The sequence below is a fragment of the Bradyrhizobium diversitatis genome, assembly GCF_016031635.1.
Classification (GTDB): Bacteria; Pseudomonadota; Alphaproteobacteria; order Rhizobiales; family Xanthobacteraceae; genus Bradyrhizobium; species Bradyrhizobium diversitatis.
The window spans coordinates 102,422-113,209 of record NZ_JACEGD010000009.1 but is presented as its reverse complement, the minus strand read 5'-3'; the positions used below and the strand labels follow the sequence as shown (position 1 = coordinate 113,209).

11 protein-coding genes are annotated in these 10,788 nt (G+C 65.4%); 4 read left to right on the top strand and 7 right to left on the bottom strand.

Going from position 1 to position 10,788, the window contains the following annotated elements:
- Positions 1 to 109: 109 nt before the first annotated feature.
- Positions 110 to 1,561, top strand: coding sequence for a glutamate synthase subunit beta (locus tag H1B27_RS10860; protein WP_197966049.1), 1,452 nt, complete (start codon positions 110 to 112; stop codon positions 1,559 to 1,561).
- A gap of 205 nt (positions 1,562 to 1,766) precedes the next feature.
- On the opposite strand, the gene H1B27_RS10855 is transcribed toward H1B27_RS10860, so the two are convergent.
- Entirely contained in the window at positions 1,767 to 3,509 is a 1,743-nt protein-coding gene (locus H1B27_RS10855; RefSeq protein WP_197966048.1) for an outer membrane beta-barrel protein, read from the bottom strand.
- A 191-nt stretch (positions 3,510 to 3,700) separates the two neighbouring features.
- Here H1B27_RS10855 and H1B27_RS10850 point away from each other — a divergent pair, with 191 nt between their 5' ends.
- On the top strand, positions 3,701 to 4,708 hold the full coding sequence (locus tag H1B27_RS10850; protein ID WP_197966047.1) for a KpsF/GutQ family sugar-phosphate isomerase: 1,008 nt from the start codon (positions 3,701 to 3,703) through the stop codon (positions 4,706 to 4,708).
- Positions 4,709 to 4,836: 128 nt separating this feature from the next.
- On the opposite strand, the gene H1B27_RS10845 is transcribed toward H1B27_RS10850, so the two are convergent.
- Positions 4,837 to 5,394: a carboxymuconolactone decarboxylase family protein gene (locus tag H1B27_RS10845; protein ID WP_197966046.1), complete on the bottom strand. Its 558-nt coding sequence runs from the start codon at positions 5,392 to 5,394 to the stop codon at positions 4,837 to 4,839.
- Between the two features lie 72 nt (positions 5,395 to 5,466).
- Here H1B27_RS10845 and H1B27_RS10840 point away from each other — a divergent pair, with 72 nt between their 5' ends.
- The gene (locus tag H1B27_RS10840; protein ID WP_197966045.1) at positions 5,467 to 5,856 is read left to right on the top strand and encodes a winged helix-turn-helix transcriptional regulator; all 390 of its coding nucleotides are present in this window, start codon (positions 5,467 to 5,469) and stop codon (positions 5,854 to 5,856) included.
- A gap of 90 nt (positions 5,857 to 5,946) precedes the next feature.
- On the opposite strand, the gene H1B27_RS10835 is transcribed toward H1B27_RS10840, so the two are convergent.
- From H1B27_RS10835 to hemH, 4 genes are all read right to left on the bottom strand, one after another.
- Complete coding sequence (locus tag H1B27_RS10835; RefSeq protein ID WP_197966044.1) at positions 5,947 to 6,390, bottom strand: NfeD family protein; 444 nt, start codon at positions 6,388 to 6,390, stop codon at positions 5,947 to 5,949.
- A gap of 25 nt (positions 6,391 to 6,415) precedes the next feature.
- Entirely contained in the window at positions 6,416 to 7,405 is a 990-nt protein-coding gene (locus H1B27_RS10830) for an SPFH domain-containing protein (RefSeq protein WP_124163255.1), read from the bottom strand.
- Between the two features lie 228 nt (positions 7,406 to 7,633).
- The gene (locus tag H1B27_RS10825) at positions 7,634 to 8,611 is read right to left on the bottom strand and encodes an ABC transporter substrate-binding protein (protein ID WP_197966043.1); all 978 of its coding nucleotides are present in this window, start codon (positions 8,609 to 8,611) and stop codon (positions 7,634 to 7,636) included.
- Between the two features lie 10 nt (positions 8,612 to 8,621).
- Entirely contained in the window at positions 8,622 to 9,659 is a 1,038-nt protein-coding gene (hemH, locus tag H1B27_RS10820) for a ferrochelatase (protein WP_197966042.1), read from the bottom strand.
- 83 nt (positions 9,660 to 9,742) lie between these two features.
- Here hemH and H1B27_RS10815 point away from each other — a divergent pair, with 83 nt between their 5' ends.
- The gene (locus H1B27_RS10815) at positions 9,743 to 10,141 is read left to right on the top strand and encodes an MAPEG family protein (RefSeq protein WP_194391378.1); all 399 of its coding nucleotides are present in this window, start codon (positions 9,743 to 9,745) and stop codon (positions 10,139 to 10,141) included.
- Between the two features lie 7 nt (positions 10,142 to 10,148).
- Here the strand turns inward: H1B27_RS10815 and H1B27_RS10810 are convergent, their stop codons facing one another.
- Complete coding sequence (locus H1B27_RS10810) at positions 10,149 to 10,586, bottom strand: acyl-CoA thioesterase (protein WP_197966041.1); 438 nt, start codon at positions 10,584 to 10,586, stop codon at positions 10,149 to 10,151.
- Positions 10,587 to 10,788 lie beyond the last annotated feature (202 nt).

The window sequence follows — 10,788 nt, the reverse complement described above, 5'->3', positions numbered from 1 at the left end:
GGTCACCATGTGGGCCTCCATCCTTCGAGACGCGGCGCGAAAGAGCGCCGCTCCTCAGGATGAGGAATGAGAGAACAAACGAATTTAAGCGGCAGGGACTTCGGGTTTAATGGGCAAGATCACGGGTTTTCTGGAAATCGAACGGCACGACCGCAAGTACACTCCGGTCGCCGAGCGCGTGAAGCATTACAAGGAATTCGTCGTTCCGCTGTCCGAGAAGGAGCTGCGCGACCAGGCCGCGCGCTGCATGAACTGCGGCATCCCCTATTGCCACGGCACCGGCTCGGTGGCGCCCGGCACGCCCGGCTGCCCGGTGAACAACCAGATCCCGGACTGGAACGACCTCGTCTATCAGGGCAATTGGGAAGAGGCCTCGCGCAACCTGCACTCCACCAACAATTTCCCGGAGTTCACGGGGCGCATTTGTCCTGCGCCGTGCGAGGCGTCCTGCACGCTCAACATCGACGACAACCCCGTCACCATCAAGACCATCGAATGCGCGATCGTCGACCGCGCCTGGGACAATGGCTGGCTCAAGCCTGAAGTCGCCGCGGAGAAGACCGGCAAGAAGGTCGCGGTGATCGGCTCGGGTCCGGCCGGCATGGCCTGTGCGCAGCAGCTGGCGCGCGCCGGCCATGACGTGCATCTGTTCGAGAAGTACGCCAAGGCCGGCGGCCTGCTGCGTTACGGCATCCCCGACTTCAAGATGGAGAAGAGCGTCATCGACCGCCGTGTGGCGCAGATGGAAGCCGAAGGCGTCACCTTCCGCTACAACAGCCATGTCGGCGCCGAGGGCAATGTCGATCCGCGCGAGATGCTCAACGAGTACGACGCGGTGGCGCTGACCGGCGGCGCGGAAGCCCCGCGCGACCTGCCGATCCCCGGCCGCGAGCTGTCAGGCATCCACTACGCCATGGACTTCCTGCCGCAGCAGAACCGCCGCGTCTCCGAGGAGCCGCTCGGCGGCGTCCAGGAGATCCTGGCCGGCGGCAAGCATGTCGTCGTCATCGGCGGCGGCGACACCGGCAGCGACTGCATCGGCACCTCGCTGCGCCAGGGCGCGCTGTCGGTGACCCAGCTTGAGATCATGCCCGCGCCGCCCGAGCGCGAGAACAAGGGCCTGACCTGGCCGAACTGGCCACTGAAGATGCGCACCTCCTCCAGCCAGGCCGAGGGTGCGATCCGCGAATACGCCGTGCTGACCCAGAAGTTCTCGGGCGAGAACGGCCAGGTCAAGAAGCTGCATTGCGTGCGCGTCGACGACAAGTTCAAGCCGCTTCCCGGCACCGAGTTCGAGCTCGATGCCGATCTCGTCCTGCTCGCCATGGGCTTCGTCCACCCCGTGCACGAAGGCCTGCTCAAGCTGCTCGCGGTCGACCTCGACCCGCGCGGCAACGTCAAGGCCAACACGCTCGACTACCAGACCTCGCGCCCGAACGTGTTCACCGCCGGCGACATGCGGCGCGGCCAGTCGCTGGTCGTCTGGGCGATTCGCGAGGGCCGGCTGTGCGCGCGCTCGATCGATACGTTTTTGATGGGGAAGACGGATCTGCCGCGTTAGCTGCTGCGCTCGGCTGCCGGCTTCAAACGATGCTGTCATCGTCCGCGAAGGCGGACGATCCAGTATTCCACAAACCCGCGTTCGAGAGCACACACTCACCACATCCGCTGCAGCGTACTGGATGCCCGCTTTCGCGGGCATGACGACGGAGTGATGGTGAGAGCGCCATCAACTAAACCCGCATCCACTCGAACGCGATCCGCCCCTAGTTCTGCAGCCTCACCCCGACCAGCATCACCGTCCCCTGCGAGCTCGACCCGGCCTGGTTCGAATCCAGGATGTCGTGGCGCAGCGTGCCCTTGATCCAGATGTTGCGGTTGAGCTTGTAGATCAAATTGCCTTCGAGCGAGTAGGTCTTGTCGTTGCGATTCTGGCCCTGGTAGTCGTAGGTGCCGTAGGTGAACTTGCCGACCGCCGTGAGCCAGCGGCGGAAGTCGTGGTCGACTTCGGCGGCGTAGGTGCGCACCAGGACGCCGGAGGACCCGGGGATCGTGGTCTCGTTGATCTGCGTGTCGGTGAAGAATTTCACCGTGGTGAGGCCGCTGGCGTTCCAGATCAGTGAGCCCGTGGTGAGGAAGCCCGCGAGCTGGCTGAGGCGCGGGTCGGTGTAGTTGCGCGCGGAATAGCCGACCGAGATCTCGCCGGTAAGGATGCGCGAGAACTCGAACGACGAGCCGACCTTGGCATAGCCGCCGTTCGAGTCTCGGAAGTAGCCGTTGCGGTCGGCGGCCTGGTCATGGACGCGGGTGTCGCCCTCGATTTCGACGAACGGCTTCAGGCCGGGCTTGAGATCATAGGAGAAGCGTCCGACGCCGCCATACTGGTTGAAGTCGCGGTCGGTGTTGGGGAAGACCGAGCCATCGGTGAGTTTCGAATCCGTGTATGCCGTGCGATCGATCGTGGCGCCGGCGGCGACCTGGAAGCGATTGAAGGTCTGGTCGAAGCCGATGGTGGTGCCGTAAGTGGCATAGACCGGGTATTTCTGCAGGCCGGCCTGCACGTTCGGGCTGCCGGGATTGTCAGTGGCGAGCCGCAGGCGCAGCTGCGAGAGAAGCTTGAAGTCGCGGGTGACATCGAGCCGTCCATCGACATGGCCGGTGAAGTCGGGACGGTTGGCCTCGACCGGCGACGGCGAGGCGAGGCCGTTGATCGTCGCCGGCATGTCGTTGGTGTAGCCCGAGAACGAGCCGCGCAGATCGGCGACCAGCGCATGGCGCTCCCAATCGGACACCACGAGCAGATCGGGCGCGATCACATAGGCCGGCGAACCGACAGGCTTGTTGAGGCGCGTCGGATTGGTGTCGTAGCCGGCGGAGAGCTCGAGCCCGCCCTTGATCAGGAAACTGCCGGCATAATCGCCGACGGCACCGAACGGATCCTCATCGGCCCTGAGGCGGCGCCGCAACGGCTGCCCGGGCACGTTGCCCGCCATCGCCGGCGGCACCGGGACCTTGTGCGCGGTCTCGGACGGCGGCGGCGCGATACGCGGTGGTCCCAACGTCGCGACCGGCGTGGCTGGTGGCACCGGTGAGCCTGGACCGACAGGGCGCTTCGGCTTCGGTTGGCCAGGATAGAGCTTTGGCTGCTGCCGCTTGCGGTTCAGCGAATCGTAGCCGGAGCTGCTCGCGCCGCCGGCGGCGGGCAGGCCGTAGGTCGGGACCTGACCGATACGCGAGGTCGCCGGCGTCTCGCGGGCCTTGCGCGGATCGGCATTGGGATCGGGCAGCGTCGGCAATGCATCCGATGGCGCCTGCGGCACGCCCGCCGTACGGCGCGTCGGCAACGTGTCGGGCGAGGCAAAGCCGCCGCGGTTGGGATTGAACAGGTCGGGCGTGAGGCTCTGGGCGGCCGCCGGGGCGCTTCCGAGGGCCGTCAGCGCAAGGCATGGCAAAGTCGCGCGCAGGAAATGCGCGCGTTTGCTCCGGCCAGTGCCTGGAGACGACCCCACGATAGAACAACCTCAACGAAATCAAATACTTCCACGATCGCCCCGGCCGGCCGGCAGGAACCATCGTTAATGGAGTTAAAACAATTATGGTTAATGACCCGTTGAGGGTGTCGGAGCGGTCGTCGCCTCGCTTGTCGGGGCGTGCTAAGCAGGCGCCCACGGGCGAACGCCCCTCCTCCCTGGACCAGACTATGCCGAGTTCGAAACCGCTGATGACCGCATCATCCGGCCCCATCCCCGACAGCGTCGAATCCGCGCTCCGCACGCTGGAGACCGAGAGCGGCGGCATCAACGCGCTCGCCGCAGCCCTGCGCGGCCCACTGGGCGCGACCTTCGCGAAGGTCGTCGACCTGATCCGCAACGCCAAGGGCCGCGTCATCGTCACCGGGCTCGGCAAGTCCGGACACATGGGCCGCAAGATCGCGGCGACGCTGGCCTCGACCGGCACGCCCGCCTTCTTCGTGCACGCCGCCGAAGCCGGCCATGGCGACCTCGGCATGATCACCACCGACGACGTCATCATGGCGCTGTCCTGGTCCGGCGAGCAGCCGGAGATGAAGAACCTCGTGAACTATTCGGCGCGCTTTGCGATTCCCATGATCGCGGTGACGTCGAACGCGTCGTCGTCGCTCGGCCAGGCTGCCGATCTCGTGATCGAGCTGCCGAAGGCGCGCGAGGCCTGCCCGCACAATCTGGCGCCGACCACTTCGACGCTGATGCAGGCCGCGATCGGCGACGCGATCGCGATTGCGCTGCTCGAAGGCCGCGGCTTCACCGCGCTGGAATTCGCGCATTTCCACCCCGGCGGCAAGCTGGGCGCGATGCTGAAATTCGTTCGCGACTACATGCGCACCGGCGCGGAGATTCCGGTCAAGCCCGAAGGCACCAAGATGTCGGAGGCTGTGGTCGAGATGTCGGCCAAGGGGCTCGGTTGCGTCTGCATCGTCAACGCTGCGGGCGAGGCCGTCGGCATCATCACCGACGGCGATCTGCGCCGCCACATGCGGCCCGACCTTTTGACGGTGACGGTCGATGAGATCATGACGAAGCAGCCCAAATCCGTGCCGCCCTCGATGCTCGCAACCGAGATGATCGAGGTGCTGAACACCCGCAAGATCACGACGCTGCTGGTGACGGAGGCGGGCAAGGTGGTCGGCATCGTGCATCTGCACGACCTGCTGCGCGCGGGGGTGGCTTAAGGCGCGCGCACTCTCCACGGAGTCATTCCGGGGCGATGCAAAGCATCGAACCCGGAATCTCGAGATTCCGGGTTCACGCTTCGCGCGCCCCGGAATGACAGCGAGGATGTGGCTCGCAATGACGACGGTTAGAGCGCAGCGGGAAACCGCGCCGCGTTCTCCTCCAGGGGCAGTCGCAGCCCGTTCGCCAGATACGACACGGTGCGATAGAAGCCGCACAGGAGCATGATCTCCAGGATCTGCGCCTCGTCGTAGTGCACCGACAGCGCGGTGAACTCGGCGTCACTCAACGTCGCGCGGTGATGCAGCGCGTCCACGGCCACGATCAGCGCCTGCTCGGCAGGCGACCAGCACGACGACGTCGCATCGCCCTGCACCGTCGCACGCACTTCATCGGCGGTGAGCCTTGCCGACCCGGCAAAGATCGCGACATGCACGCCCCATTCGTATTCGCATCCGTTCAGCGCGCAGGTGCGGTCGATGACGATCTCGCGTTGGCGCAAGGACAGCGGGCCGGGATCAAGCAGGCCGCCGGCGCGAAACTTGTCCCAGGCGCGGCTGTGACCCGCCATCACCCGGAACAGCACCAGCGGCGGCGCGCCGCGCATGATGTGGTCGAACTGCGCCTGGATCTCCGGGGGATAAGGTGGCGCGAGCGGGGCGACGCGCGGTGCGGCTTCTGACATGGGCCCGGTTCCTGTGCTACATTTATCGTAGCAATACGCTACATTATTTGTAGCACGACGCAAGAGGCGACGATGGCGAAACAGGCTGGCTCGAAGACCCGCAGCGTCCGCGGCTCGCGCACCGGGCGGCCGATCATGGCGCTGCTCGACCTGCTCGGCCGGCGCTGGACCTTGCGGATATTGTGGGAGTTGCGGGAACAGCCCCTCAGCTCGCGCGCGCTGCGCAGCGCCTGCGACGAGGCTTCGCCGACGGTGCTGCAAGCGCGGCTGACGGAGCTGCGCGAGGCTGGGTTCGTGGAGCTGGGTGACGGCGGCGGTTACGGGCTGACGCCGCTGGGGCGGGACTTGTGCGAGACATTCATGCCGCTGCACAGGTTTGCGGAGCGGTGGAAGAACTCTTCCCCCTCTCCCCGCTTGCGGGGAGAGGGTCGGGGTGAGGGGGAGCCTCCGCGCAGACGGTGAAAGATGGACTCGCGGAGAGTCCCCCTCACCCGGATTGCATCTGCGATGCAATCCGGCCTCTCCCCGCGCGCGGGGAGAGGCGAAGAATCCTCACGCCGCGGCCACCGTCAGGTTCGCACCGTCGACCTGCACCACCTTGACCCGCGTTCCGGCCGGCGTATCCGGACCGGCAACGCGCCACACCGTGTCACCGATACGCATGGTGCCGCTGCCGTCGACGATCGGCTTCTCCAGCGTGAACTCGCGCCCGAGCAGCGCTTCGCTGCGCTTGTTGAGGAAGGGGCTCGCGCTCGCATCCGGCTTCGGCCTGGCAAGGCGGCGCCACACCGGCACCGCGGCGGCGGCGAAGATCGCAAACATCACGAGCTGAATCTGCCAGGAGATGCCGACCGCGAACGAGATCAGCCCAACCAGCAGCGCAGCCAGTCCGAGCCAGAACAGGAAGATGCCCGGCGCCAGCACCTCCAGCGCCATCAGGACGAAGCCGAAGATCAGCCAGTTCCAGGTGCCGAGCGATACGAACATGTCGGTCATGATACGGCCTCTGTGGGTGATCCCGTCACTGCGGCGGCACGGTCGGCGGCGTCGGACGGGACGACGGCACCGAGCCACGGCGGGCGGCCGCGGACACCGCGCCTTCGCCGAACGTCGCCTTGGCGATCTCGCCGATGCCGGCGAGCGAGCCCAGCATGCTCATCGCTTCGACCGGAAGCATGATGACCTTCTGGTTCGGCGAGTCCGCGAGTTGCCCGAACGCCTTGATATATTTGTCGGCGATGAAATAGTTCAATGCGGCGACGTCGCCCTTGGAAATCGCCTCGCTGACCATCTGGGTTGCCTTCGCCTCGGCCTCCGCCGACCGCTCGCGCGCCTCGGCGTCGCGGAAAGCCGCTTCCTTGCGGCCTTCCGCCTGGAGGATCTGGCCCTGCTTGGCGCCCTCGGCGCGCAGGATCTCGGACTGGCGCTGGCCTTCGGCGGCGAGGATGTCGGCGCGCTTGACCCGCTCGGCCTTCATTTGCCGGCCCATGGCCTCGACCAGGTCAGCAGGAGGCACGATGTCCTTGATCTCGATGCGGTTGACCTTGACGCCCCAGGGCGAGACTGCGGCGTCGACGACGCGCAAGAGGCGCTCGTTGATCTCGTCGCGATGCGACAGCACCTGGTCGAGGTCCATCGAGCCCATCACCGACCGGATGTTGGTCATGGTGAGGACCGTGATCCCCTGGTTGAGATTGGCGACCTCGTAGCTCGCCTTTGCGGCATCGAACACCTGGTAGAAGGCGACGCCGTCCACCGTCACGGTGGCGTTGTCCTTGGTGATCACCTCCTGCTCGGGAATGTCGATCACCTGCTCCATCATGTTGATCTTGCGCCCGACGCGATCGAAATAGGGCACGATCAGATTGAGGCCGGGGCTCAACGTCTGCGTGTATTTGCCGAACCGCTCGATGGTCCAGTCATAGCCCTGCGGCACCGTCTTCACGCCGGCCACCAGCGTGACGATGACGAGCAACACCAGAACAATAGCGAAAATGTCGAAACCGCTCATATCTCCTCCAAGCCGGGAAAAAGCCCTTTCCGGCGCTGTCATTGGTCGGCATCACGATCCTACCGGTTCAGCGGTCGCGCGTAACGTCGATATCGGTGCGATTCTGCACAAGTGGCGCGGAGAGGGAATGCTCGCGATATGTATTTGCGACAGGCTCTTGAAAGCGAGCGGCGCCCACCCACCGACACATATCAACACATCCGGCCATGCCGTCCGCAGCGGGCGGCGTCATTCGATGACGTCGTTCGCGATTGCCAGGAGGCCTTCGGAAAGCGTCACGCCAAGCTCTTTGGCCGTCTTTAGGTTGATCGCCAGTTCGAACTTGGTGGGGTTCTGGACCGGGAGGTCGGCCGCCTGCGCACCCCTGAAGATGCGGTCGATGTAGTCCGCCGCACGCCGGAGCTGCTCGGCGCTGTCGGTGCTGTAGGACATCAGCCCGCCCTCGCCGACGAAGGTCCGGCTCCAGAATACCGCAGGCACGCGCGCCTGTGCGATCACCGAGAGCAGCTGCGCGCGGTTGGCCATGGTGAAGAAATCCGGCAGGACCAGGATGGCGCCGTCCTTCCGCGAAGCCAGCGCCCCGATCGAGGCGGCGTCATGGACCGGCGCGGGCTCGACCGTCACGTGCAACGTCCGTGCGGCATCCTCGATGGTGCGGAGCATCAGGGGCGCGAACGGCGCGGTGGCGGGATTGTAGACGACGAGCACGCGGCGGACGGGTGGCGTGACCTGGGTCAGCATCTCCAGCCATTTGCCGGCGAGCGGACCGTCATAATCGGTGAAGCCGGTGATGTTGCCGCCGGGATGGGCGAGATTTTCGACAAAGCCCTGGCTGACGGGATCGGTGACGACGGCGAACACGATCGGGATCGTCGTTGTGCGCCGGCGCAGCTCCTCCACCGAGGGCGTGCCAATCGCGAGCAGGATGTCGGGCTTGAGCGCGATCAGCTCGTCCGCAAGCTGCGCGATGCGCGCGCGGTCGCCGCCGCCGCTGCGCCAGTCGATCTTGAGGTTGTCGCGCTCCTTCCAGCCAAGGCCGGCGAGCGCCTCGACCAGGATCGTGCTGCGCGCCCGCCCGATCGCGTCATCGGCGGCCGTGACCGAGAGCACGCCGAGCCGCCGCGCCGCGTTCGGCGGCTGCGCCAGTGCCGGGGCCGGCAGCGCCACGATCATCCCGAGAAGCGCCAGGAACTCACGGCGGTTCATGGGGCGCCCATCAGATCCAGCCCTGAAGCTCGCGCAGCACCAGGGTGCGGATCACGTTCATGCCTGACACGCTATCGTTGAGACAGGGGATCGCGGAAAACTGCTCGCCGCCATTGTGCTTGAAGATCTCGGCGTTCTCCTGCGCGATCTCCTCCAGCGTCTCCAGGCAGTCGGCGGAAAATCCCGGCGTCACCACCGCGATGCGGCGCACGCCTTCCTTCGCGAGCCGCTCCATGGTCTTGTCGGTGTAGGGCTGGAGCCACTCGTCATTGCCGAAGCGCGACTGGAAGGTCAGCAGCAGCTTCGTCTCGTCCATGCCGAGCCGGCGGCGCAGCGCCTCTGTCGTGGCAATGCAGTGCTGCTGGTAGGGATCGCCCTTCTCGACATAGGATTTCGGCATGCCGTGGAAGGACGCCACGATCAGCTCCGGCTTGAAGGACAGCGTCGCCAGATGCGCCTCGATCGAGGTCGCGAGCGCCTCGATATAGGCCGCATCTTCATAGTAGGGCGGCGTCACCCGCAGCGTCGGCTGGTTGCGCAAGCGGGCCAGCACGCGGAACACTTCGTCGCAGACGGTCGCCGAGGTCGAGGCGGAATATTGCGGATAGAGCGGCACGGCCAGAATGCGCTCGCACCCCTTCGCGATCAGCGTGTCGATGCCCGCTTTGATCGAGGGATTGCCGTAGCGCATCGCCCAGTCGACAACGACGTGGCCGCGATCCGACAAGGCTGCTGCGAGCTTGTCGCTTTGCGAGCGCGTGATGGTTTTCAGCGGCGACTCGTTCCGCTCGGTGTTCCAGATCTTCTGGTAGTCCAACGCCTTGGTGCGGGGACGGCTGCGCAGGATGATCCCGTTCAGCACCAGCTTCCAGATCAGGCCCTGGTCCTCGATGACGCGGGCGTCACTGAGGAACTCCTTGAGGTAGACCCGTACGCCCGGTGCATCGGCGGTGTCAGGCGTTCCGAGATTGACCAGGAGCACGCCAACGCGCGGCAAGGTGGATCGGGTGGCCGGTCTCGTGGTCTCGATGGGGACGACACTGGTCATGGCTCTGTGGGTCGCGCGTTGGTCCGAACTTGTCAAGATGAGCCGGGGTTCGCTAGGGTCGCACCCAAGCGGGGGGAGGCAAGATGACGCTCGCGGAATGGTGCGTGTTCGGAGCGCTGCTGCTGTATCTGGCAACGATTGCCTCGGTCAAATGGATCAGGTTTCGCCGCTTCGACAATTCCCGGCCGCGCGATCCCGCCTTTTATGAGGACGCCCTCTCGCAGCGCGCACTCGGGGCGCATCAGAACGGCATCGAGACCTTTCCGTTCTTCGCCTTCGCGGTGCTGCTTGCCGAATACCGGGACTCGCCGCAGCGCCTGATCGACGAGCTCGCGGCGCTGTTCCTGATCGTGCGCCTCGCCTATGTGCTGACCTATCTCGGCAACCGCCCGACCCTGCGCTCGATCCTCTGGAGCATCGGCTTTGCGATCAACCTCGGGATCTTCTTCATGCCGGCCTTGAAGCGGTTCCTGCCGGTGTGAGGCGGCGTCACACCGCCAAATGACGCTCGCGCGTCCCGATCAGCGCCCGCATCGATGCCGGGATCGTGACCGGACGATGGGTGTTTTGGTCCGTGTAGACCCAGACGATCTCGCCGGTCACCAGCGCGTCGGCGCCGCTCTTGCGGAAGATGGCGAGTTCGAAGACGAGGCTCGAATTGCCGATCCGCGCCACGCGCGCGCCGACGTCGAGCTCCCAGTCGAAGCGGACCGGCGCCTTGTACTCGATCAGCGATTTGACGACGTGAAAATCGATGCCGCTCGCCTGAGCATCAGCATATTGGTCATAGCCCAGCGCGCGGAAATATTCGGTAATGGTGGTGTCGAAATAGGTCAGGTAATGCGCGTTGAAGACGACACCCTGGCCGTCGATCTCGGAATAGCGCACCCGGAATGGGTGGAAGAACCAGAAATCTTCGCGCGACATGGTATCCCCCGAGACGTTCTTGTTTGGTTTGATGATGTGAATAGCGGACCGGAGGGAGTTCGCAAAGGTGCCATGGCCAGGATGGTCCATCCTCGTCATTGCGAGGAGCCCTTGCGACGAAGCAATCCAGACTGCCGCTGCAGAGACACTCTGGATTGCTTCGCTACGCTCGCAATGACGGAGCAAGGTGTACGACTGTCGT

Excerpts from the sequence above, each read along its gene's own strand:
- H1B27_RS10850 (WP_197966047.1), top strand. The coding sequence starts at position 3,701 with ATGCCGAGTTCGAAACCGCTGATGACCGCATCATCCGGCCCCATCCCC.
- H1B27_RS10845 (WP_197966046.1), bottom strand. The coding sequence starts at position 5,394 with ATGTCAGAAGCCGCACCGCGCGTCGCCCCGCTCGCGCCACCTTATCCC.
- H1B27_RS10810 (WP_197966041.1), bottom strand. The coding sequence starts at position 10,586 with ATGTCGCGCGAAGATTTCTGGTTCTTCCACCCATTCCGGGTGCGCTAT.
- H1B27_RS10815 (WP_194391378.1), top strand. The coding sequence starts at position 9,743 with ATGACGCTCGCGGAATGGTGCGTGTTCGGAGCGCTGCTGCTGTATCTG.
- H1B27_RS10835 (WP_197966044.1), bottom strand. The coding sequence starts at position 6,390 with ATGACCGACATGTTCGTATCGCTCGGCACCTGGAACTGGCTGATCTTC.
- H1B27_RS10825 (WP_197966043.1), bottom strand. The coding sequence starts at position 8,611 with ATGAACCGCCGTGAGTTCCTGGCGCTTCTCGGGATGATCGTGGCGCTG.
- H1B27_RS10860 (WP_197966049.1), top strand. The coding sequence starts at position 110 with ATGGGCAAGATCACGGGTTTTCTGGAAATCGAACGGCACGACCGCAAG.
- H1B27_RS10830 (WP_124163255.1), bottom strand. The coding sequence starts at position 7,405 with ATGAGCGGTTTCGACATTTTCGCTATTGTTCTGGTGTTGCTCGTCATC.
- H1B27_RS10840 (WP_197966045.1), top strand. The coding sequence starts at position 5,467 with ATGGCGAAACAGGCTGGCTCGAAGACCCGCAGCGTCCGCGGCTCGCGC.
- hemH (WP_197966042.1), bottom strand. The coding sequence starts at position 9,659 with ATGACCAGTGTCGTCCCCATCGAGACCACGAGACCGGCCACCCGATCC.